This is a genomic window from Thalassobacterium sedimentorum (assembly GCF_031127905.1).
Lineage (GTDB): Bacteria > Verrucomicrobiota > Verrucomicrobiia > Opitutales > Coraliomargaritaceae > Thalassobacterium > Thalassobacterium sedimentorum.
The window spans coordinates 42,501-64,665 of record NZ_JARXIC010000015.1 but is presented as its reverse complement, the minus strand read 5'-3'; the positions used below and the strand labels follow the sequence as shown (position 1 = coordinate 64,665).

Here is a 22,165-nt window from a genome sequence, read left to right as displayed (position 1 = left end):
TACATTAGCCGACCACCAACAGCGCCCCACTCATACGCTCGTGCATGGTGCTGTTCAATCAGCGCTTTGCGACCAAAGCACTCAACCATCGGGCAACAATCAGCACCGACACTAAGCCTGAAATAAGCAAGCAGACCAAAGTCACCCCCATGCCACAACAAAGCCCTTGATACACACTGCCTCCGATTCCCGATACCAATATCGCCACTGCAACCCAATCACTATGCCAACGTCGAATCCGTGTCGCACGATAGACTGAAACCACAAAGGGCGCAGCTCCAAGCAATAGCGTAAAGCACACGCAGACCAAACTTAGCAGGCTCAGCAAAGCAGCGGGCTCCTCTCCAGCAGCTGGCATAAAATGCTCGTAAACACTCAACAACAGAAGATTACACGCAAAAAAAAGTGTTAGCATACATCGTAGCGCCAGAGGTGACAACCTCGGCCGCATATCCGGACTTCGTGGGCTCGCATCCAGACGATAACCGAACTTAAACAACGCCTCTCCCAATTCCGGCAAATTGAAATCAGCACTACGCCATTCAATAAAAAGCGAGTGGTCCGACAAAGTGGCCTCTGCATGCAGATGCCCCGTCTGTGTCCTTACGAGTCGCTCGACCAACCACACACAGCCCATACATGACATACCTTCCACTCTGAATACAGCATGTCCAGTACTAGCCCCAGCCTCTACCTTAACTTGAGCCCGCTCAAGCGCCTGCAAATCGACCTCCTCAAGCGCCCGATCCTTCAGCGGTTGTGCCACTCGATCCTGCAAGCGATAATAATCGTCATGACCTTGCTGGCGAATGAGCGCATATACCTGTTCACAGCCTGCACAACAAAATCCATTCACACCAGAGCTCTCAGTGTATGGAGTTGCACAATGCTTACAGCGTTCAGTCATAGAACACCAATTAAAATCGAAAACAAGAGACGGATCAATACCAGAAGAATTGACATCTGAGCTCAATTAAAGCACTAGCATAATCTATAGAAAATAAAACCTCATGAGCGGCCACCTCCATCAAATCATCTACATTAGCACCGCTGAACCAGAGCTGACAGAAGATGCCTTATTGGAGCTATTACACGCATCAGAAAAGCGCAATGCCGAACGTGGCATCACCGGACTCTTACTTCACTCCGATGGCAATATCATTCAAATCATTGAAGGACCCGAAGTTGCCACCAAAGAACTTTATAAGAAAATTTGCGCAGACACAAGACACCGCGGCGTCACCCTAATCGCGAGTACTATAATCGAGCAGCGAGACTTCCCTCAATATAGAATGGGCTTCAAACGTATTAAGCTAAAAAATCGTAAAAAGATATCTCCCAACTTCAGCCCAATCGTAGAAGAGAGCAGACTACTACAACAAGAAATGAAAAGCATGTCTAAATTAGTTGCGGTCTTCCTGGAAACCTTCGCACGCACGACCCACATTTATCGCCCGGGACAAAAGTGAGCATCGCAAGTAATCGATAAATAACTAAAGCGAGTAGAGAGACCTACGACTTGGCAGCCTAAACCAAATCAAAACGCTCGATCCCCTTACGCACGTCAGATAAGAAAGCCGCGGCACCGACACCATTGATCCAGCGATGATCGAAGGTCAACACTAAGGAGGCCACTTCCATCGTAGCGCCACTTTTAGATTTAGGATCCGGCAACAGATATGGAGCCCCGATAAAAAGAGTCGCGATCGACGGCGGCACTACAATTGGAATTGCCGAACGCACATTATAGGCCCCCATGCTTGAGATTGTCAAAGGCACGCGATTCTTAGACTCCACCTCACCATGCCGTGTGCGACGTAGTGCTTTATTGAATACTTCTGGAAAAGCATCCCAATCCAAAGAATTCGCATTCTTAACTACTGCCGTTTCCAAGGCATCGCCTGGCAGTGCGACTGCCACACCCAGATCAAATCGATCTGGATCATATACAAGATCATTTCTACGCACAACCGATGCAAAGCGCTCATGCTTCTTCATCGCTTGGATTACTGCCCAAGCTGCCATCGTTGCCGTGGAAAGCGTGCCACCAGGCGTTTGCTTACTACGTAGCCGTGCATCCCTGACAGTCTCCCAACGACACGTCACATCAATAGTTGCCGGCACAATACCTTGCAACTGCTTAACCGCCTCCTGTGACAGCCCTCCAGTCCGCTTTAGCGCCTCATAGGGTATTGGAGCTGCTGATGCCACCGGTTCAGAAACTGACGTGGGCTCAATGTGAGTCTCGCCAGCCATACTCAAAGCGATCAATTCCTGACCGACCTGCACTTCATCGTCTTCACGGATCAACCATTCACCGAGCACTCCATCCTCATCACATTCGATCGGAAAAACAGCCTTATCAGTCTCCACCTCACACAGTGGATCGTCTGCCTTCACAGCGGCTCCACTTTTCTTCAGGATTGATACAACGCGAGCCACACGAATACCTTCGCCTAGAATTGGCACGGTAATCATTTTACTGGAGCGAGATGAGCTCGATTCTTCTGAAGCAATCATAGCAGGTGCGGAGGAGTCTTCAGCGCGAGCATGTGATGCCTGTGCGCTATCGTCTAGGGAAGATTGTAGAGTGGACGCGAGCAAACGCTCCAAAGCAAGAGTAATACGCTGCTGATCGGGCAATGCCGCGTACTCGTAAATAGGATTAAAGCCAACATGAACATCAGCCTTGGAAACAATAACCGGAGGACTTTTAAGACTCTGCATGACATCGCTGCGCGCGCACATTTCAGCCACGATCATTTGCCCCACACTAGCACTAATATTATCTTCCTGAACTACCAACAAACGTCCAGTCTTTTGTATGGAATCTGCAAGCCCTTCACGATCCCATGGCTGTATCGATCGAAGGTCAATCAACTCAATATCCACCTCAGTATCCATTCCAGCCAGTGTGTCTTCTACCAACTCGACACAATTCCCCCATGTCACCAAGGTCACCAGTAAGCCTTCACGAACAATACGTGCCTTCCCCAAAGGGACTGGTTTGACTCTCTTTGTCGCTTGCGCAGCCCACATGAGGTGTTTGGGTAATAAAATAATTGTCGGATCTTCGCCCTGCAGAGCCGTCCAAAAAAGGCCAGCCGCATCTGCCGGCGTCGAAGGTACCACCACTCGTATCCCTGGCACGCGCGCAAAGGATCCCTCCCCCGATTGACTGTGCCACAATGCACCACCCGGTAAATAACCACCGCACGGCGCGTAAATGACCAATGGACATTTCCAATGCCCATAACTACGCCAGCGTAAAGTCGCCATATTGGACACCAATTGATTCCAACCTGGATAAATAAAATCGACAAATTGAATCTCGAAACATGGCCGTTTACCATAAGAAGCGAGCCCCACCGAAACTCCCATAATAGTGGATTCCGCCAAAGGAGAATTCACAGCACGCAAGGGATCCTTCTGCGAAAGCCCCTTGGTCAAATTAAAGACGCCTCCCTTAGGGTCCGCGATATCTTCACCAAAAAATACCACATCAGGCATCGTGTCCATTGCAGCATGGAAGGTCTGATTTACGGCGTCCAGTATTCGACAAGACTCACCCAATTGCAGCTCTGGCATTGTGTCCGGCGTGCTTAATTCACCCGTCAAATGCACACCACACTCGGCCGCCAAGGGATCTTGAGCAGCGCCAGCTCCGCGATATGCGGCACGGATCTCCTCACGCAGCTCCTCTTCAAGCCGCACTGCCTCTGTCTCCGTCAACAGGCCATCCTCAATCATACGCTGTTGGAAGACTGCTATTGGATCGCGTTGATGCATAGCATCAAGTTCATCAACGCCTCGATACATTCGCTGATCATCCGCGCTGGAATGATTGGAAAAACGCTCCACATCACACCAAATAAATGCAGGGCCCTTGCCAGCACGTGCATGCGCGACCGCCGCATTTCCCACAGCAGCCACCGCTTCGACATCACTTCCATCGACGCGACGCCATTCATCCTGATTTAACACTCCAAGCGCAATTGGGTTGGTCTCAGCCGTCGACGTACTAATGGCAATCCGATTATCCTCAACCACGAAGACCATTGGGAGCTTACGTTCTTTCGCGAAACAGACAGCTTCAAAAAAATCCCCCTGCCGTGCAGATGCCTCCCCCAAAGAGGCATACACTACGCTATTCTTACCATCCAATTGCATCCCCCAGGCAGCGCCACAAGCTGGTAATAGATGCACAGCAACTGGCGAGGGGTGACTCCATATATTGAGCGCCCGATCACTGAAATGCCCAGTTAACTGACGCCCACCACTCGAAGAGTCCCGCTTAGCATAAAACGCCAATGCCATGTCGCGATCTGTGAGCCCGCGCTGTAAACAAAAAGCACGGTCACGATAATACGGGAATGCATAATCCTCCGGTTCCAGTGACAAAGCCACCGCAGCCAATGCCTCATGCCCCATCCCAGAAATGTGAAACCATCCCTTCCCCTGTCGAATCAGGCTCTGCTCCCGTAAATCGCCAAGACGACTGCGCCACAGCGAACGCAAGAGAGCGAGGCGGGTGGCAGATTCGAGTTGTGAGGTCGCTTTAGATGCTGATTTCGGCATGTAATGTATAGGTGATTATCCCGTTGTGGGAACGATCAATGCGTGACAATTAAAGGACTACTAAAGGCAGCTCCCTGTCGCCTAGCAAGTATGAATCAAACTACTCTTCCCTGCCCTAAAATGCAAATGGCCCGAGCGCCTACCAAACGCTCGAGCCAACTACTACCCTCTATACTAACCAAAGTTGAGGACAGTCTTCAAAATTAGTCAGACTAATCAAACTTTTTATTGAGTTTAGATAATCTAATAATAAAGACTTATAATACAAGTTAGGAATTCTTAAAATAGGACAACTCACTGCCAGCTTTCACGTCAAAGTCAGATTAAGCACAAACAGGTAACCTAAAGTCGACAGGCAATAAACAACTCGATCAATCCAGCTTGCTCAGCCCACCTCCCCACCTCATGAAATGCAAAACGAACATACTGCACCCAACCCAATTAACGCCAAGCCTCATAGGGCAAATGCCACAGTATAAGAAGTTGCCGATGGCACCAAACATAGCGTAAGCTCTATAAAGATACTCAATCCACCAATGGCCACCGCCCCTCATCACGAAATGAATAATCAACTCATCGCGCTCCAGAATGCGCTCGATGTCAGTGGAGTCGGATTTTGGCAACTCGATGCGAATGACCAAATTCATTGCGATGCCCACAGTAAAAGACTTCTAGGTCTAAAACCATCCGATTCTCTCAACGACCTCACAGAATTCCTGATGAGAATCCAAGAATCGCAGCATGCCGCGTTTCTGGATGCACTGGATTTGGCTCGCACGGACAACCAACCAATTGAATTTCACTTACACTTGGATAAACCAGCAAGTCAACGCGTCACAGGCTTTAAGCTATCGGCCCGCCTCTGCCGCCTACCAGGCCAGACCGACACCTATCTGTCCGGCCTGCTACAACCATTACCTGAAAGCTCATTAGAGGTTGAAAAACGATCCGAATCAGCACTCGCCGAAGTACGCAGCGCCAATGCGGAACTCGCCAACTTCGCCTCGATTGCCTCTCACGACATGCGCGAGCCTCTACGCATGATCACCAGCTACTTGCGCCTACTACAAGAACGTTCCCCTAAGGCTCTGGATGATCGAGCACGTCGCTACATTAGCTACGCATGTGAGGGCGCCGACCGCATGCGCAGCTTGATTGAAGATTTGCTTAGCTATGCCCGTCTAGATAAATCCGACAAAGCATTTGAACCACTCGACCTTGAAGACATCATGGCACATGCGATCGACAACTTAAGAGCGAACATACGCGAAACTAGAGCCGAAATCACCATCGCCGTGGACACCGCTCCTGTCGTGATGGGTGACAGCGTGCGCCTCACACGCCTTTTCCAAAACCTACTAGCAAACGCAATTAAATTCAATCGCCCGCAAGCAACACCTCATGTAAATGTCACTTTTAAAGATGGCAGCAAAAACGAAGCTTCAGGGCAATGCATTGTCAGCATTAAAGATCAAGGTATCGGCATCGACCCAGACTATCACGATGTTCTTTTTGACTTATTCCGCCGCCTACATACCCGCGATGAATATGATGGCTCTGGAATCGGCCTTGCCATCAGTAAAAAAATCGCTGAACAACACGGTGGACGCATATGGTTCCAATCACACCCAGGCCATGGCAGCACCTTCTATGTCGCATTGGATAAAGCCGATGCACAAAGCCTCGCTTAAAAATTGATTTCCACAGTATTTAAGTACAAAAACAAATACACAACCATGCCGACTGCCGAACCAAAAACGATCGAAATACTGTTATTTGAAGACAATGCAGCAGATGCCAATCTCGTAGCCGAATATTTGGATTTATCTATGCTGAATTTCAGCATCACCACTGTCAAGCGTATGGCCGATGGCGTCGAAAAACTTAAAAAGAAGCGCTACGATATCATATTACTCGACCTGAGTCTCCCCGACAGCCAAGGCATCCATACTTTGCGCACTATCATGGCTGCTGCAGACGATGAAGTCATTATTGTGCTAACAGGTGCTGATGATGAAGAACTCTCACTGGAAGCTCTACAAGTCGGCGCACAGGATTACCTATTTAAAGATCGTTTAAACGGAGAAGTCCTGCGTCGCTCGATACGCTATGCAATTGAACGTTCTAACTTATTACGAAGCTTAGAAGCCAACACTGCCGAAATTCAATATCGAGAGTCATTACTACGCCGAATTTTCGATGCGAATACCGATGCCATGCTCATCTTATCATGCGCATACGAAATTAAATTTCTCAATCCGGCAGCGGGACAACTACTCGAGGCTCAGCCGAACCAACTGGTAGGAGAGATTTTCCCCTTCGAAGTCAAAGGCGGCGAAATCACCGAACTCGAGATCCCCGACTACAATGATCTCACACGCATCGTTGAACTCGCTGCGGTCGACCTCATCTGGGAAGGCGAAAGTGCTTTGCTCGTCATCCTACGTGATATCACCCAGCGTAAGCAGGCCGAGATCGGTCTCAAACGAGAAAAAGAACGCCTCGCAATCACACTCGACTCGATTACCGATGCCGTCATTGCCACGGACCAAGCAGGACATATCGAACGCCTCAACCAAGAAGCCACTAGGCTCCTTGGCATTTCCAGCAATGAGGCACTCGATCGTCCTTTAGCCGAAGTACTCAAAGTTAAACACCCAAAAACCGGGAAAATAATCAAAGACCTCACGAGTGCCATGATCGACCCCGGACTGACCGGAATCGCCACCAAACTCGGACTTCAACTGGAAAGAGCCGATGGCAATCACCTAAACGTAACCCTTGAAATGTGTGAAATCCGTGATGAGGATGGCAAACAGCACGGAGCCATCACCGTACTGCGTGATATCACTTGGGAAAAGAAGAAAGAAAAGGAACTTTTCAATGCGGAGAAGCTCAACTCGATCAGCTTGCTGGCAGGTGGCATCGCTCACGACTTCAACAATATGTTAACAGCAATACTGGGCAACATTTCAATGGTCCGAATCGAGCTGGACGAAAGCCATAAACATTCCCTAAAACTGATCGCAGCGGAGAAAGCTGCCCTACAAGCAAAATCACTAACACAACAACTACTCACATTCTCAAAAGGCGGAGCCCCCATACTCGAGGTGACAACCGTCTCTGAAATGGTCGAAGAATCTGCCCAGTTCATATTGCGCGGTTCAAACGTAAAATGCGAAGTCACGATGGATCCAGATCTCTGGCCCGTTGATGCCGATAAAGGACAGATCAGCCAAGTCGTTAACAATCTAATCATTAATGCCGACCAAGCAATGCCCAATGGCGGCAACATTCACATCCGCATTCGCAACTTGAAAGTGCGCCCCTCCGAGGTCCCCGCGCTTAGCGCAGGAAATTACGTATGCATTGAAGTACGTGATAATGGCACTGGAATTTCTCCCAGTAACCTCAAACGTATATTCGATCCATACTTCACGACCAAAGAACACGGCAATGGCCTCGGGCTCGCCTCTTCCTACTCAATCATACATACTCATAAAGGCACTATTACAGCCGACTCCTCCCTCGGCCACGGCTCTATCTTCCGGGTGTATCTCCCTAAAAGCGTACAACAGATAGACGAGCAAACCAACCGCACAATAACGACTCCGGCGCCTCCCGAAGAAACCATTCATCGGGGCAAAGGCCGAATCTTAGTCATGGATGACATGGAAGCGATGATGATGGTCGCCGGAGAAATCCTAACGGTATTGGGCTACGAGGTCGTATATTCCACAGACGGCAATGAAGCAATCACTGCCTATAAAGCCGCTAAAGAGGCCAACACTCCTTTCGATGCCTGCGTATTTGATCTGACCGTACCAGGTGGAATGGGAGGCGAAGAAGCTGCGAAAATCCTCCTCACTTACGATCCTGAACTAATCGCGATTGCTTCCAGCGGCTATACCACTTCCGACGTCATGTCGAACCACAAGAACTCGCCATTTAAGGCGGTGGTACCGAAGCCCTATCGTATAAAAGAAATGAGTGACGCACTCCACAGCCTACTCAAGTCCAAATAACCAGAAAAAAACATCGCGGCAGTAGCTCGATGATTTAAAATATTAATAAAAACTAGGGCCAGCGCGCTTCCAGCATTCTTTCGAGTGCTCCTGCAGCTCCCCGCTCAAGAGTGCTTTCGCCGAACGAATGCTATCTTCCAATTCATAGGGTTCCCATGCCAAATGCGCGGCGATCAATGCACTGAGTGCACAACCGGTGCCGCGCGTGTTACGGGTCTGGACTCGCGCCTCCGTAAAACAGTATTGCCGCCCGCCCGGATGATACAACCAATCCTCGCACTGCGCTCTGGTCGCATGCCCACCTTTCAATAAAATAGCCTGTCCGCAGGCTACAGACAAATCCGCGGCTGCTTGATAAGGGTTTTCACTCTTCCCAGAGAGGATCGCCACTTCCTCCAGATTGGGAGTCGACAGACAAGCACGCGGCATGAGTTTTAAACGTAAGGCCTCCACTCCTGCAGGCTCCAGCAACATAGCTCCGCTACTGGAACAAAGCACCGGATCGAGCACGTAGGGAATATCTGGATACTCTGACAAAACTTGCGCCACCCGATGAACGATCTCCACACTGCTCAACATGCCACTTTTAATCGCCCGCACACGGTAGTTTTTTAACATAGACCTCAATTGTGCTTCCACAAAATCCGCGGACATCATTTCCACCGCTTCCACGCCTTTTGGACTTTGCAAGGTCACCGCAGTCAAAACGTTTAGGGGAAAGCCACCCACGGCATGAATGGCGCGATTGTCTGTCTGCATGCCCGCATGCCCGGAACTATCGGAACCGGAAATCGTCAATACCAAGGGCGGTGCATTCATACGGTCGCCTCTCTAATAAGTCTGCATTGCAGGGTCCACGGCGGCCGCCCAGCCCAGAATCCCGCCACGCAGACTCTTTAATTGTTTAAATCCATAATGCGCCTGCATGGCTTCGGCGGCTTTCAAACTGCGCACACCGCCCTTGCAATACACATAGGTCGGCTTGCTGGTATCAAAGCCGATCGCCTCAAAGTCGGCCTGGCCCTCCAGGATCAGGCCGAGCGGTAAATGCGCCCCGGGTAAGGCGCAAATCGCGCGCTCCCAATCCTCCCGCACGTCCAGCAATTGATACTCGCTGCGGTCCGCCTGTAAATCCTGCGGCTCCACTTCGGCCACTGATTGCTGCTGGGCGACGCCACAGCTATATTCGATCAAGCGTAGCTCCGTCACCGCAGCCTGCTCAGGCACTCGCTGGAAACTCACGATCTGCTGACGCATCGTCAATGCATCGAACATTAACAGTTTCCCCGTCAATGGCTCACCGACTCCTGTAATCAACTTGATCGCCTCAGTGGCTTGAATCATCCCAATCATCCCTGGCAACACTCCCACCACTCCGATCTCAGAACAGTTGGGCGCATCTTCGGGACGGGGCGGCTCGGGAAATAAACAGCGATAAGTCGGCCCACCTTGCCAATTGAAAACACTCGCCTGCCCCTGAAAGGTGTAGAGCGCGCCATAGACCAGTGGCTTATTTGCCAGCACACAGGCATCGCTTATCAAATAACGGGTCGGAAAGTTATCACTACCGTCCACCACGAAATCATACTGAGCGATCAAATCGAGTGCATTGTCCACTCCTAAGCGGGTGGCGTGCGGCACACAGTTAATGTGCGGGTTCATCGCGCGCAATTTTTCCGCGGCCAACTCCGCCTTGCCCCGGCCGAGCTCGGACTCGTTAAACAGAATCTGACGCTGCAGATTGGACAAGCTCACGACATCGTCATCCACAATTCCAAGCGTGCCCACTCCCGCCGCCGCGAGATATTGGAGCACGGGACAGCCGAGCCCCCCTGCCCCCACCACCAACACTTTGGCAGATTTGAGCTGCAACTGCGCAGCCTCACCGAAGTGGGGCAATGTCAAGTGACGCTGATAGCGCAGAATTTCATCTTTGGATAATTCGCTCATAGTAGTATCAGGTGAATGCTTAGACGGTTCTCTGCAGGTTGCGAACCTTTTGATGCTCCATGATCACACGCCTACGCAGGCACAGCCATCATAGGTCGAGTCCCAATCCTTCCACACCACTTCGTAACCGCCGGCCCTTAGCATCGTGGCGACTTCAGCCGGGCTGCGCTCATCGGATATCTCAAACTGCTCCAAACTCTGCGGATCGACCACATAGCCGCCGGGATTGGTCTTCGATCCGGCACTTAAACTGGTAATACCGAGCTTGTGCACATGATCGCGAAAGACGGGGCTCTCTCGTGTGGACATCGACAGCTCGACCTCGGAGCTTAGTAAACGATAGGCACAGATCAATTGCACCAGATCCTTATCCGTCATCACCGAAACCGGTTGAAACTCGCCTTCATGCGGACGGATGCGCGGGAAGGATAAACTGTATCGCGTTTTCCAATACGTCTGCTCCATATAACACAGATGCGTCGCCACCATAAAGGAATCCGTGCGCCAGTCATCCAAACCATACAAAGCACCAAGCCCGATCTTCTTCATCCCCGCACGCCCGAGCCGGTCGGGAGTTTCCAACCGGTAATCGAAATTGCTCTTCATTCCTTTTAGATGATACTTTGCGTAAGAGTCGCGATTATAGGTTTCCTGATAGACCAGCACCGAGCTGAGTCCCGCCTCCATCAAAGTTTCATAGCCCGCCTGATCGAGCGGCTGCACCTCCATCGAAATACTGGAAAAAGTCTGCCGGGCCAGCTCAAAGGCTTTACTCAAATAAGGAATGCCCACCCGTAGATTTGCCTCTCCGGTCACGAACAACACATGATCCATTCCCAGTGCCTTGACGGCTTGCAACTCTTGCAGGATCTCCGCCTCATTTAGAATTTTGCGTGGAATCCGATTGTTCGCGCTGAAGCCACAGTAAGTGCAGATATTACTGCACACATTGGAAAGGTAAATCGGCGCATACATCTGCTGAGTATAGCCAAATCGTTCAACCGTGCGGGCATGACTAAGCGCGGCGAGTGGCTCCAGGTAATCCTGAGCCACCGGAGCAATCAAAGCCTTGAAATCCTCCAAGCTTAACTTACCAACCGGCCGCGACAGAGCAGACTCCACATCCCCGGCAGTCTTCGCGAGAATGGAGGCCTTGGTCTCCTCCCAGGAGAGGCGATTTAATACATCCACAAAACTCATAGCAATTTACACTCCGGCATCTAAAAAAGCGGTTAAGGGCGATGAGGCGACAGCTTCGATCGATTGCTGCCCACGCCCCGCTTCATAGCCGAGGCGCCCGCACTCAACTGCCATCTTAAAGGCAGCTCCCATGGCAATCGGATCGCGGGCCGTAGCGATCGCGGTGTTGACCAGCACCGCATCGGCGCCGATCTCCATGGCATCGGCCGCATGCGAGGGTAAGCCGAGCCCGGCATCGATGATCACGGGCACCTTGCTTTGCGCGATGATGATCTCCAGAAAGCGCCGTGCCGCGAGCCCTTCATTCGTGCCTATCGGAGCCGCCAGCGGCATCACCGCCGCCACGCCCACCTCTTCCAGTCGCTTACATAGCACCGGATCGGCATGAATATAAGGCAGCACAATAAAGCCCTCTTTGACTAACTGCTCCGCGGCTTTCACGGTCTCAATCGGATCGGGCATTAAATACTTGGGGTCGGGATGAATTTCCAATTTCAGCCAATTGGTGCCCAAGGCTTCACGCGCCAATTGCGCCGCAAAAATGGCTTCTTTGGCATCCCGCACGCCGGAGGTATTGGGCAGTAAACTATACCGCTCGGTCTCCATGTATTCCATGATGCCGTCCCCCCCGCCCTTGGTCTGCACGCGGCGCATCGCCATCGTCACTAGCTGGCTGCCTGTGGCGCGAATGCTATCCTGCATCTGCTGACCGGATGCGTATTTCCCCGTGCCTACGAAAAGGCGGGACTCGAAGGTTTTTCCAGCGATAATGAGCGGCTCTGTTTTCATAATTGATTCAGTAACATTGCATAGGTATCCGAAACATTCGGCTGACGGTATAAGACCGAGCAAATCGCGGCACCAGTCACTCCCAGTGCCAATAATTCTTTAATATCAGTGGGCTCGATTCCACCGATCGCATAACTCGGCAACTCGCCCAGCACTGCTAATATGGCCAGCCAATCAGCAGGAGTGAGCACGGGCGCGAGGTTCTTTTTAGTGTGAGTAAATTTAAACGGGCCCACGCCCACGTAATCCAATACGCCCGCAGCAACCACCATCTCCGCATCCGCCACCGAATTCACGGTGCCACCGATTAAGAAGTCTGCCCCTGCTCGTGCGCGCGCATCCGCCCAGGGTGTATCCAACTTGCCAAGATGCACCCCATCTGCACCGAGCTTCAGCGCCAGATCCAAACGATCATTTAATATGAAAGTGCTCCCGATCTCACGACAACGAATCATACACTCAAAGGCAATCGGTTCGAGCTGCGCATCCGACAATTCCTTTGAACGCAGCTGCACCCAATCCACGCCCGCGGCGCACAAGGCCTGCACCTGCTCTGTATGCGAACGCTCGATACCGTCAATCGTCAGGCACATATACTTCGGCCAATTCATGCGGCCTCCTTTCGAAAGCGGGCAAAGGCCTCCAGTGGATCGGCCGCTTGCCACAGCGAGCCGTGCACAACCACACCCTCAAATCCGTATGCCATGGCGCGCGCCGCATTCACTGCGGTAATGCCCCCCAACGCATAGAGCTTTGCAGCGGAAGCGCCTGACAGCGCCGCGGCTAAATCCGCTTCCGTCCAGGACGGGCCATAAGCATGCTTAGTGATGGACTGAAATACCGGACTCAAGAAAGCGTAATCCACTTGCTTCAGCAGCGTCTCCAGCTCGTCGAGACGGTGCAAGGAACGCGAACAAATTCGCCCTCCCAGCAAAGCATGATCGACTGCCATGCCATCTTTATAATGCAGGCCCACCGCGTAGCTTTCAGCCAGCACGTGATGTTGATGCAGGGAGATCCGAGCATGCCATTTTGACGGCACCGCGTCGAGTAATTCCGCGCAGTCCGCCAGCGTCCAAGAGAGCTTGCGCACATGATAACGCATCAGGCCCGCTTGCAACAAGCGCACGATCACATCTGCCTCATTGGCGTATTTAGATTCTGGAGACACGGCAATCACTCGCATAGCATTAGCCCCCCTGGGTGGCTTGAATAATCAGCACGGCATCCTCCGCAGCGAGCTGGTAGGCAGCCAGCTCGGCCGCAGGCACAACGGACTGATTGACCGCCACCGCAAGCCCGGGCTTCGACTCAAGCCCGAGCTCCGCGAGCAGTGCCTGTAGCGTCAAGCCTTCGGGCACTTCACGCGCTTCGTCATTTACGCTGATCTTCATGCTTCCGATCCAGCGAGATACACTTCGCCACCCTTGTCTTTAAACTCAGCCGACTTTTCTGCCATGCCCTTTTCCAGCGCTTCTTTTTCCGAAACGCCGAGCTTGGCCGCATACTCGCGCACATCTTCTGTGATTTTCATCGAGCAGAAATTCGGGCCACACATCGAGCAGAAGTGCGCGGTCTTCGCCGAGTCTTGGGGCAAAGTTTCGTCGTGGAAGGACTTCGCTTTTTCCGGATCGAGTGACAGATTAAACTGATCCTCCCAGCGGAACTCGAAGCGCGCCTTCGAGAGTGCATTGTCACGGTATTGCGCGGCCGGATGCCCTTTGCCGAGGTCGGCGGCATGCGCGGCGATCTTATAGGTGATCACTCCCTCGCGCACATCGTCCTTGTTGGGCAGGCCGAGGTGCTCCTTGGGAGTCACGTAGCAAAGCATCGCGCAACCATACCAACCAATCATAGCGGCACCGATGCCGCTGGTGATGTGGTCGTAGCCCGGCGCAATATCTGTCGTGAGTGGTCCAAGTGTATAGAACGGTGCTTCATCGCACCACTCGATCTGCTTCTTCATGTTTTCCTCGATCATGTGCATCGGCACGTGCCCGGGACCTTCGTTCATGACTTGCACTCCGAATTCCCAAGCGCGTCGGGTGAGCTCACCCTGAGTTTTCAGTTCGGCAAATTGCGCCTCATCATTGGCATCTGCAATGGAGCCTGGACGCAAACCGTCGCCGATCGAAAAGGAGACATCATAGGCCGCCATGATTTCGCAAATATCATCCCAGTGAGTATAAAGGAAATTTTCTTTATGGTGCGAGAGGCACCACTTCGCCATGATCGAACCACCGCGGCTCACGATGCCCGTCATGCGCTTCGCAGTCATCGGCACAAACGGAAGCAGCACGGCCGCGTGAATCGTAAAGTAATCCACCCCTTGCTCGGCTTGCTCGATCAAAGTATCGCGGAAAATTTCCCAAGTCAGGTCTTCGGCCTTACCGTTGACCTTTTCCAGCGCTTGATAAATTGGGACCGTGCCGACTGGCACCGGGCAATTGCGCAAGATCCATTCCCGCGTCTGGTGAATGTTCTTACCCGTGGAAAGGTCCATCAGTGTATCGCCGCCCCACTTCACCGACCAGCGCATCTTTTCAACTTCCTCTTCGATCGACGAAGCCACAGCGGAGTTACCAATGTTGGTATTAATTTTTACCAGGAAATTCCGGCCAATAATCATCGGCTCCAGCTCGGGGTGATTCACATTACAAGGAATGATCGCGCGGCCGCGGGCCACTTCGGAGCGCACAAACTCCGGAGTAATCTCGTCGGGAATCGAAGCGCCAAAGCTTTGCCCGGGGTGCTGGATATTCAGCGAATTTTGATCCGCAGATGCTGAAATTTCGGCACCTTGCTTCGCCGCCTGCAGTTTCATATTTTCACGGATCGCGATAAACTCCATCTCCAGCGTGATGATGCCCGCACGTGCATATTGCAGTTGAGTCACCACCTTGCCTGCCTTGGCACGAATCGGACGGTGGCGCGTATTGTCGAACTCGATCAATTTGCGTTGGCCATCCTTCATACGGGCCCCCGCCTTATGCACCTCAGAGAGATAGCCATCATCCTGCGGTTTCACCTCGCGGCCCTCATATTCCTCCACGTCGCCGCGCTCCCGGATCCACGCCTCCCGCATGCGCGGCAGGCCCTGAGTCACATCACCATGATAGCTGGCATCACCCCATGGGCCTGCAGTGTCATAGACGCGCACCGGATCGTTGGGCAATTCGCCAGCGCCATTCGGTAAAATTGTCGGCGAGAGTTTAATCTCACGCATGGGCACCTTCAGGTCAGGACGCGAGCCAGTGATATAAACACGCTCGGAATTCGGGAACAAGGTATGGCTCGAAGTAGTTTCGTTAATGGAATTTTCTGGCATAATTTAAGTGAGTCACGATCCGCCTCACACTGCCTCGAAAAAATCCCGCCCAACAGCCCCAGAGGTCCATTCGACTCGATAATCCCTACGGCGGTGTTAACACGCATCAGGTTCAAAGGATCTACGGGTGGAGCGCACCCAAATCTCAGCTCCACGCCTGGAGCTCTCCTATATCTAAGACCTCTACGCGTAGTACATCCTCCACCGAATGCAAATTAAAAAATCGCATTAAGTGCGCGATGACGTGCCCCCAAACAGTGTGCCCATCCCAGCGATACGGCATGGCGGTTGCTAGGGGTCCTGCATGCATAAAATTTTAATGATACTCAGCAGCACGCTGCTTGCTCTGACGATTGGACATAGTGAAAACACCCAAACCATCTCCGAAAGGGGCGCTAACAGCGACACAACAGCGAAACAAATTATGGCTCTACCAGACGATCCCGCCACCACTACCGCCGACCGCGAATTAATGAGCTATGCCTATGCACTCGCTGAGCGTGCGGTCGAACATGGCAACCACCCCTTTAGTGCACTACTCGTCAAAGACGGAGAAATCATCTTTGAATTTGAGAATGCAGTCTACACCCTGCAAGACGTCACTCAGCACGCGGAAACCGGACTGATCAGTCAGGCCACGCGACAATTCGATCGCGCGACACTGGCGGCCAGCACCCTCTACGCCAGCACGGAGCCCTGTATTATGTGCTGCGGAGCGATACGCTGGGCAGGCATCCGTAAGGTAGTCTATGGCACCACTTCTTCTAAACTCACTGAGGTGATTCGCCAAATCTATCCCGCTGCCGCCAAGAACCCGCTGCCGGAAAGTCCTCTCGCAATTCGGGAAATTTTCCAACGCACCGAGCCGGGAGTTCAGGTCTATGGTCCTCTAATGGAAGCCGAAGGCATTGCCATCCACGCAAAGTACTGGGGAGAAGACCCCGTGCTACGATCGATCCTTGGCAATCAATAATCTTCGATCTAAAAATCTCAAAATCAAATCTTGGTCATCGGAGCGAAAACACTCAGATTCTCAAGCTATGGCTCAAGATCCCACTCCTCCATTAAGCGAGTCCAGTCTCGCAGCGCTGGCTTCCATTCCTTTCGACGAGGCTCCCTCGCCGGGCTATGTCGTGCATCTGGATCAACTGGAGAAGAACTGCCAGCTCCTGCAATCCGTCTCTGAGCGCTCCGGCGCCAAGGTGCTACTGGCCCTCAAAGGCTTTGCCTGCTTTAGCACCTTTCCACTGATTCGCAAATATTTGAGCGGCACCACTTCCAGTGGCCTACATGAAGCCTTACTTGCGCAGGAATCTTTTGGCCCCGAAGTGCATGTCTACTCGGCCGCCTATAAGCCGGAGGAAATTCAAAAGCTCAGCCGCTTCGCTCACAGCCTGGTTTTCAACTCTGCGGGACAACTGGCCAAAGGCCTCAGCGCGCTGGAAGGCCAGCGACGCCCGGAATTGGGTCTACGCGTCAACCCGGAATACTCTGAAGTAGAGACTGAGCTCTACGATCCCTGCGCACCTTCGTCGCGACTGGGCACCACGCGCGCCGCCCTTGATCGCGCGCTCGAAACGCTCCCCAAGGACCTACTCTCCAATCTGGATGGACTCCATTTCCACGCGCTGTGTGAACAAGATGCCGACGCACTGGAGCACACCGCGGAGGCCTTCGAAGCGAAATTTGGCGATCTCATACCCGGGCTCAAATGGCTCAATTTTGGCGGCGGCCACCACATCACACGCCCCGGTTATGATATCGAGCGTCTCATTCGCGTAGTGAAATATTTCCGTGAGCGCTACCAGCTCGACGTGTATCTCGAACCCGGGGAAGCCGTTGCACTCCACACCGGCGTCTTAGTCGTGACCGTGCTGGACCTGATCGAGGCGGGGGGCCACCAGATCGCCATCCTCGACAGTTCGGCTACCTGCCACATGCCCGACGTGTTGGAGATGCCCTACCGCCCGGGCATTTTAGGCGCAGGTGCCGCGAACGAGTATGCCCACAGCTACCGATTAGGCGGCATGTCTTGCTTGGCCGGCGATGTGATCGGCGATTATTCCTTTTCACAACCGCTGGAGGTCGGGCAGCGGCTGGTCTTTCTTGACATGTCTCACTACACCATGGTGAAAAACAGTACGTTTAACGGAGTGCCCCTGCCTGCGATCTCGCTCTATTCAGAGCGTGAAGGCCTAAAGACGGTGCGCCGCTTCGGCTACGAAGACTACCGCATGCGTCTTTCCTAATTCGATTATTGAAACCTCACAGCAAGTGCCTAATTTCGTAATTTATATTGAAGAAGGCACTCCAACCAAAAGGCATTATCCTCGGCATGTTACTGTTTAGCATGGCTGTAGCATCAACGCTAGCCATTTACAAGCTACAACAAGACCGCAAGGAGGACGTGCCAGCCGAAAAAAACGAGACACCATGAAGCTCGAAGACCATCCGTTCATCTGCTCGATTGCGGACGCACGCCGCGCAACAATCGCCAGCGAAGTTGAAATTATAACTTTGTCTGACGGCGAGATAATCTTCCCTGAAAACAGCGCACCCGACGCACTCTTTCTAATACTGTCTGGCAATGTCGCCTTCACCAAACAGAAGTTGGACGGGAGTTTACAAAACGTCAGTCAATCGGGTGAAGGTAGCTTTTTCGGCGAAGTTGGTGTATTCACCGGAGAGCACCGCGCACTAGGTGCCGTTGCACTGGGCACATGCACAATTGGGCGCGTACCTGAACCAACTGTCAAAAAAATCATTGAAGATGCCGAGCCGGTTCGCCGTATTTTAGAAAGTGTTATACATCATTTAAAAAGTACAACCGACCACTATATGGACGAAGTAATGCGCACCGAAAAGCTCACACTCGTCGGCACGATGGTATCTTCCTTATTGCACGATTTTAAGAATCCTTTCGCGATTATAAGCCTAGGCTCCAACATCATTGGACAACGTTATAAAGACGATCCTAAGACCGCTAAAATCTGCCAAAACATTGAATCACAAATTCGCCGCATGGTTAATATGGCGAACGACCTAGCAGCCTTTGCACGCGGGGACAGTCAGATCGAAATAGCCTACGTCAGTATCGACACACTCTTCGAGCACTTTCGCGAACTCAACACCCCATTTTTCAAAGACCAGACAGTTGAGCTACTGATGCAAGGAAATGGCACGAGCTTGCAAGGTGACGCGAGTAAGCTATTACGCGTGTTACAAAATCTGATAAGCAACTCAATTGAAGCTCTGCACAGTGCCGATATCGATGGCCAGGTGACAGTCACGGCAGAGCAGGACGAGGACACCGTCACCATAACGATCACAGACAATGGTCCCGGCATTCCGAGCAGCATTCGAGATAACTTTTTTGAACCCTTCGTTACGCAAGGAAAAAGCGATGGCACAGGGCTCGGCACCGCCATTGTACAATCCATTATCAACGCTCACCGGGGTAAAATCGAATTTGAAACCAGTGCACAAGGTACGACTTTCACCATTCGGCTCCCACGAAATGGGTAAGCCAATCAATTCCACACAAGACTCGCAACCACTGCAGAAGCCATCACAGCCCCACTGCCGTTAAGAACGCACGCGCCAAAACCATGTGCCCCACGCCATTGGGATGCACCCGATCAGAGCAAAGTGATTGAGTCGGCCGCTGTGCCAAATATTGATCAAAGGCTGCTTGAGTATCCACAAAGATGGCATCAAATTCTTGAGCTAGTTTCCGAGTAATCGCGGAATAAATATCCATTTTTGTCCGCATAGGATCCTCTAGATTAGTCTCCAAGTAGTAAGGTGTCATCAGAACCAAGCCCTCCAACTGAGGACGTGTTTGCGCGAGTAAATCCCGATAAATCGACTCATATTGTTCGGGCGCAACCTGCGGCATGCCAGGCACCCCATCAAACTGACGCCAGACATCATTAATCCCAATCATGACGGAAAGCCAATCAGGCTTCAAATCCAGTACGTCGGCATGCCAACGTTCAGCTAGATTCGTCACACGATTTCCACTACAGCCTAGATTGAGCACTCTTACTGGCACTTCAGGCACCGCTGCGCCCAAGATGCTATCCACAAAACTAACATATCCACTTCCCAATCCGTTGCCCGCTCGTTGGCCAATCGGTCGTGTGCGACCGCAATCAGTAATCGAATCACCAATGAATAATAAAGTTTGGTTGGGTTTAAACGAGATACTCATGAATGCATAGCTCATTCCGTTACAGTCATTAGAGCAAATAAAATATGCCAAATACACAAGATTGCCCCCACAACAAAGACTCCCGCCTCAGCAAGCAAGCAGCGCGGATCGTCCTAAAATAAAAAAACGCGTCCTCCTATTGGAAGACGCGTTTGGAAAACTTCTTGCTCACGGGTTAACGGCGCCTACCTTTGGCCAGCTTTTGTGCCACCAGAAACTGAATATTCTTCTCAAGTTGCTCGAGTTGATCGTAATCGACACCATCCGCTTCGGCTTGTTTGAGCGCTTCGACAGCACGAGCCTGCGCAGACTCCACCTCCCCCAAATCGATCGCTTTGACGTCAACGGCAGCTTCAGTCAGCACCGAGATGGTGTTGCCCAAAACCTTCGCAAACCCGCTATCAACTGCGATGAACTCAGTGCCACTGTCTTTGATGACTTTCAGCTCACCAGCGACAATTTTTGTCACCATAGGGATGTGACCGGACAAGATGCCAGCCTCACCCGACTCAGTCGGTAAAACGACTTGATTGGCCTCAGTGCTGAGAACTTTTTCGTCGGGTGTGATGATTTCGAGTGTAAGCATTTTCGTTCAGAAGTCAGAGATCAGAAGACGGAAGTCAGAAAAATCTGATTAGCCCTTTTTGTTAGCTTCAATTGCCATTTCAATTCCGCCCTTCATGTAAAGGTCGTTTTCGGCTAGGTCGTCGCACTCACCATTGAGGATCATTTGGAAGCCCTTGATGGTGTCGGCTGTGGAAACGTATTCACCGGGTGTGCCAGTGAAGATTTCCGCCACGTGGAATGGCTGTGAAAGGAACTTTTGAACCTTACGTGCACGGTAAACGGTTTGCTTGTCTTCTGGAGAAAGCTCGTCCAGGCCCAAAATCGCGATGATGTCTTGTAAATCCTTATAGCGTTGCAGCACGTTTTGCACGCCGCGTGCCACTTTGTAGTGCTCTTCGCCAACGATGGCGGGATCCAGCGCATTGGAGATCGAAGCGAGGGGATCCACCGCTGGGTAGATACCAAGCTCAGCGATCGAACGCTCAAGAACGATGGTGGAGTCCAAGTGAGCGAAGGTGTTGGCTGGCGCAGGGTCAGTCAAGTCATCGGCAGGGACATAAACAGCTTGGAAAGAGGTAATCGAACCCTTCTTAGTGGAGGTAATACGCTCCTGAAGGTTACCCATTTCCTGAGAAAGTGTTGGCTGGTAACCCACCGCAGAAGGCGAGCGACCGAGTAGCGCAGACACCTCAGCACCGGCTTGAGAGAAACGGAAAATGTTATCCACGAAGAGAAGAACGTCTTGATTCTTTTCATCACGGAAGTATTCAGCCATTGTCAAACCGGACAGAGCGACACGCATACGTGCACCGGGGGGCTCGTTCATTTGGCCATAAACTAGGGCCACTTTAGAGTTACCAATATTTTCTTGGTCGATAACGCCGGCATCCGACATTTCGTGGTAAAGGTCATTTCCTTCACGTGAACGCTCACCCACACCAGCGAATACGGAGTAACCACCGTGCGCTTTAGCGATGTTGTTGATCAGCTCCATGATGACAACGGTCTTACCAACACCCGCACCACCGAAGGCGCCCACTTTACCACCTTTTGTGAAGGGGCAAATCAAGTCGATCACCTTAATGCCTGTTTCGAGGATCTCAGCATCTGTGGCCTGATCGACGAGCTCAGGAGGCTGACGGTGAATCGAGCGACGCTCGTCTGTAGCGACAGGGCCCTTTTCGTCCACGGTATCACCAGTTACATTGAAGATGCGGCCAAGCACGGCTTCACCAACGGGTACGGAGATCGGAGCACCTGTGCCGATAACTTCCATGCCGCGGACAAGGCCGTCGGTCGATGTCATCGCAACGGCGCGAACGAGGCCATCACCGAGGTGCTGTTGCACTTCGAGCGTAAGGCTCTTTTCAGCACCACCGACTTGGTAGGCGATTGTGATCGCGTCGAAAATTTCAGGGACGCTGTCTTGCGGAAAGGCTGCGTCGACGACGGCGCCGATGACTTGGACGATTTTACCGTTTTTGCTCATGATTAAAGAGAAGTTAGGAGAAAGGA

19 protein-coding genes and 1 riboswitch are annotated in these 22,165 nt (G+C 51.9%); of the genes, 6 read left to right on the top strand and 13 right to left on the bottom strand.

The window, feature by feature from the left end; all coding sequences use genetic code 11:
* Positions 1-58 precede the first annotated feature (58 nt).
* The gene (locus tag QEH59_RS10575) at positions 59-907 is read right to left on the bottom strand and encodes a heavy metal translocating P-type ATPase metal-binding domain-containing protein (protein WP_308985341.1); all 849 of its coding nucleotides are present in this window, start codon (positions 905-907) and stop codon (positions 59-61) included.
* Between the two features lie 103 nt (positions 908-1,010).
* On the opposite strand from QEH59_RS10575, the gene QEH59_RS10570 reads away from it, so the two are divergent.
* Entirely contained in the window at positions 1,011-1,469 is a 459-nt protein-coding gene (locus QEH59_RS10570) for a BLUF domain-containing protein (RefSeq protein WP_308985340.1), read from the top strand.
* A gap of 58 nt (positions 1,470-1,527) precedes the next feature.
* Here the strand turns inward: QEH59_RS10570 and QEH59_RS10565 are convergent, their stop codons facing one another.
* Positions 1,528-4,578: a thiamine pyrophosphate-dependent enzyme gene (locus QEH59_RS10565; RefSeq protein WP_308985339.1), complete on the bottom strand. Its 3,051-nt coding sequence runs from the start codon at positions 4,576-4,578 to the stop codon at positions 1,528-1,530.
* Positions 4,579-5,138: 560 nt separating this feature from the next.
* On the opposite strand from QEH59_RS10565, the gene QEH59_RS10560 reads away from it, so the two are divergent.
* Both QEH59_RS10560 and QEH59_RS10555 read left to right on the top strand, forming a co-directional pair.
* Complete coding sequence (locus tag QEH59_RS10560; protein WP_308985338.1) at positions 5,139-6,269, top strand: sensor histidine kinase; 1,131 nt, start codon at positions 5,139-5,141, stop codon at positions 6,267-6,269.
* A 45-nt stretch (positions 6,270-6,314) separates the two neighbouring features.
* Positions 6,315-8,603 carry a response regulator gene (locus QEH59_RS10555; protein ID WP_308985337.1) on the top strand — a complete coding sequence of 763 codons (2,289 nt, stop codon included), beginning with the start codon at positions 6,315-6,317 and terminating at the stop codon, positions 8,601-8,603.
* Between the two features lie 42 nt (positions 8,604-8,645).
* Here the strand turns inward: QEH59_RS10555 and thiD are convergent, their stop codons facing one another.
* From thiD to thiC, 8 genes are all read right to left on the bottom strand, one after another.
* Entirely contained in the window at positions 8,646-9,422 is a 777-nt protein-coding gene (gene thiD / locus QEH59_RS10550) for a bifunctional hydroxymethylpyrimidine kinase/phosphomethylpyrimidine kinase (protein WP_308985336.1), read from the bottom strand.
* A gap of 12 nt (positions 9,423-9,434) precedes the next feature.
* Positions 9,435-10,553, bottom strand: coding sequence for a molybdopterin-synthase adenylyltransferase MoeB (moeB, locus tag QEH59_RS10545; RefSeq protein ID WP_308985335.1), 1,119 nt, complete (start codon positions 10,551-10,553; stop codon positions 9,435-9,437).
* A gap of 63 nt (positions 10,554-10,616) precedes the next feature.
* Positions 10,617-11,753 carry a 2-iminoacetate synthase ThiH gene (thiH, locus tag QEH59_RS10540; protein WP_308985334.1) on the bottom strand — a complete coding sequence of 379 codons (1,137 nt, stop codon included), beginning with the start codon at positions 11,751-11,753 and terminating at the stop codon, positions 10,617-10,619.
* Between the two features lie 6 nt (positions 11,754-11,759).
* Complete coding sequence (locus QEH59_RS10535; RefSeq protein WP_308949114.1) at positions 11,760-12,542, bottom strand: thiazole synthase; 783 nt, start codon at positions 12,540-12,542, stop codon at positions 11,760-11,762.
* Positions 12,539-13,153: a thiamine phosphate synthase gene (locus QEH59_RS10530; protein WP_308985333.1), complete on the bottom strand. Its 615-nt coding sequence runs from the start codon at positions 13,151-13,153 to the stop codon at positions 12,539-12,541. Before QEH59_RS10530 ends, QEH59_RS10535 begins: the two co-directional genes overlap by 4 nt.
* Complete coding sequence (locus tag QEH59_RS10525) at positions 13,150-13,728, bottom strand: thiamine phosphate synthase (RefSeq protein ID WP_308985332.1); 579 nt, start codon at positions 13,726-13,728, stop codon at positions 13,150-13,152. Before QEH59_RS10525 ends, QEH59_RS10530 begins: the two co-directional genes overlap by 4 nt.
* 4 nt (positions 13,729-13,732) lie before the next feature.
* Positions 13,733-13,936, bottom strand: coding sequence for a sulfur carrier protein ThiS (gene thiS, locus QEH59_RS10520; RefSeq protein WP_308985331.1), 204 nt, complete (start codon positions 13,934-13,936; stop codon positions 13,733-13,735).
* Complete coding sequence (thiC, locus tag QEH59_RS10515; RefSeq protein ID WP_308985330.1) at positions 13,933-15,870, bottom strand: phosphomethylpyrimidine synthase ThiC; 1,938 nt, start codon at positions 15,868-15,870, stop codon at positions 13,933-13,935. Before thiC ends, thiS begins: the two co-directional genes overlap by 4 nt.
* A gap of 65 nt (positions 15,871-15,935) precedes the next feature.
* A riboswitch (TPP riboswitch) is annotated at positions 15,936-16,050 on the bottom strand.
* A 124-nt stretch (positions 16,051-16,174) separates the two neighbouring features.
* On the opposite strand from thiC, the gene QEH59_RS10510 reads away from it, so the two are divergent.
* The 3 genes from QEH59_RS10510 (at position 16,175) to QEH59_RS10500 (ending at position 19,395) form a co-directional block, all read left to right on the top strand.
* Positions 16,175-16,843, top strand: coding sequence for a nucleoside deaminase (locus tag QEH59_RS10510; RefSeq protein ID WP_308985329.1), 669 nt, complete (start codon positions 16,175-16,177; stop codon positions 16,841-16,843).
* A gap of 67 nt (positions 16,844-16,910) precedes the next feature.
* Positions 16,911-18,119 (top strand): carboxynorspermidine decarboxylase, encoded by a 1,209-nt coding sequence (nspC, locus tag QEH59_RS10505; RefSeq protein WP_308949108.1) that lies wholly within the window; start codon positions 16,911-16,913, stop codon positions 18,117-18,119.
* A gap of 184 nt (positions 18,120-18,303) precedes the next feature.
* Positions 18,304-19,395, top strand: a complete 1,092-nt coding sequence (locus QEH59_RS10500) for a sensor histidine kinase (protein ID WP_308985328.1) — start codon at positions 18,304-18,306, stop codon at positions 19,393-19,395.
* 43 nt (positions 19,396-19,438) lie between these two features.
* On the opposite strand, the gene QEH59_RS10495 is transcribed toward QEH59_RS10500, so the two are convergent.
* The 3 genes from QEH59_RS10495 to atpD form a co-directional block, all read right to left on the bottom strand.
* On the bottom strand, positions 19,439-20,083 hold the full coding sequence (locus QEH59_RS10495; RefSeq protein ID WP_308985327.1) for an SGNH/GDSL hydrolase family protein: 645 nt from the start codon (positions 20,081-20,083) through the stop codon (positions 19,439-19,441).
* Positions 20,084-20,258: 175 nt separating this feature from the next.
* The gene (atpC, locus tag QEH59_RS10490; RefSeq protein ID WP_308985326.1) at positions 20,259-20,669 is read right to left on the bottom strand and encodes an ATP synthase F1 subunit epsilon; all 411 of its coding nucleotides are present in this window, start codon (positions 20,667-20,669) and stop codon (positions 20,259-20,261) included.
* Between the two features lie 48 nt (positions 20,670-20,717).
* Positions 20,718-22,139: a F0F1 ATP synthase subunit beta gene (gene atpD, locus QEH59_RS10485; protein WP_308985325.1), complete on the bottom strand. Its 1,422-nt coding sequence runs from the start codon at positions 22,137-22,139 to the stop codon at positions 20,718-20,720.
* Positions 22,140-22,165 lie beyond the last annotated feature (26 nt).

Coding starts and splice junctions, on each gene's coding strand:
- QEH59_RS10575 (WP_308985341.1), bottom strand. CDS start 907: ATGACTGAACGCTGTAAGCATTGTGCAACTCCATACACTGAGAGCTCT.
- QEH59_RS10570 (WP_308985340.1), top strand. CDS start 1,011: ATGAGCGGCCACCTCCATCAAATCATCTACATTAGCACCGCTGAACCA.
- QEH59_RS10565 (WP_308985339.1), bottom strand. CDS start 4,578: ATGCCGAAATCAGCATCTAAAGCGACCTCACAACTCGAATCTGCCACC.
- QEH59_RS10560 (WP_308985338.1), top strand. CDS start 5,139: ATGAATAATCAACTCATCGCGCTCCAGAATGCGCTCGATGTCAGTGGA.
- QEH59_RS10555 (WP_308985337.1), top strand. CDS start 6,315: ATGCCGACTGCCGAACCAAAAACGATCGAAATACTGTTATTTGAAGAC.
- thiD (WP_308985336.1), bottom strand. CDS start 9,422: ATGAATGCACCGCCCTTGGTATTGACGATTTCCGGTTCCGATAGTTCC.
- moeB (WP_308985335.1), bottom strand. CDS start 10,553: ATGAGCGAATTATCCAAAGATGAAATTCTGCGCTATCAGCGTCACTTG.
- thiH (WP_308985334.1), bottom strand. CDS start 11,753: ATGAGTTTTGTGGATGTATTAAATCGCCTCTCCTGGGAGGAGACCAAG.
- QEH59_RS10535 (WP_308949114.1), bottom strand. CDS start 12,542: ATGAAAACAGAGCCGCTCATTATCGCTGGAAAAACCTTCGAGTCCCGC.
- QEH59_RS10530 (WP_308985333.1), bottom strand. CDS start 13,153: ATGAATTGGCCGAAGTATATGTGCCTGACGATTGACGGTATCGAGCGT.
- QEH59_RS10525 (WP_308985332.1), bottom strand. CDS start 13,728: ATGCGAGTGATTGCCGTGTCTCCAGAATCTAAATACGCCAATGAGGCA.
- thiS (WP_308985331.1), bottom strand. CDS start 13,936: ATGAAGATCAGCGTAAATGACGAAGCGCGTGAAGTGCCCGAAGGCTTG.
- thiC (WP_308985330.1), bottom strand. CDS start 15,870: ATGCCAGAAAATTCCATTAACGAAACTACTTCGAGCCATACCTTGTTC.
- QEH59_RS10510 (WP_308985329.1), top strand. CDS start 16,175: ATGCATAAAATTTTAATGATACTCAGCAGCACGCTGCTTGCTCTGACG.
- nspC (WP_308949108.1), top strand. CDS start 16,911: ATGGCTCAAGATCCCACTCCTCCATTAAGCGAGTCCAGTCTCGCAGCG.
- QEH59_RS10500 (WP_308985328.1), top strand. CDS start 18,304: ATGAAGCTCGAAGACCATCCGTTCATCTGCTCGATTGCGGACGCACGC.
- QEH59_RS10495 (WP_308985327.1), bottom strand. CDS start 20,083: ATGAGTATCTCGTTTAAACCCAACCAAACTTTATTATTCATTGGTGAT.
- atpC (WP_308985326.1), bottom strand. CDS start 20,669: ATGCTTACACTCGAAATCATCACACCCGACGAAAAAGTTCTCAGCACT.
- atpD (WP_308985325.1), bottom strand. CDS start 22,139: ATGAGCAAAAACGGTAAAATCGTCCAAGTCATCGGCGCCGTCGTCGAC.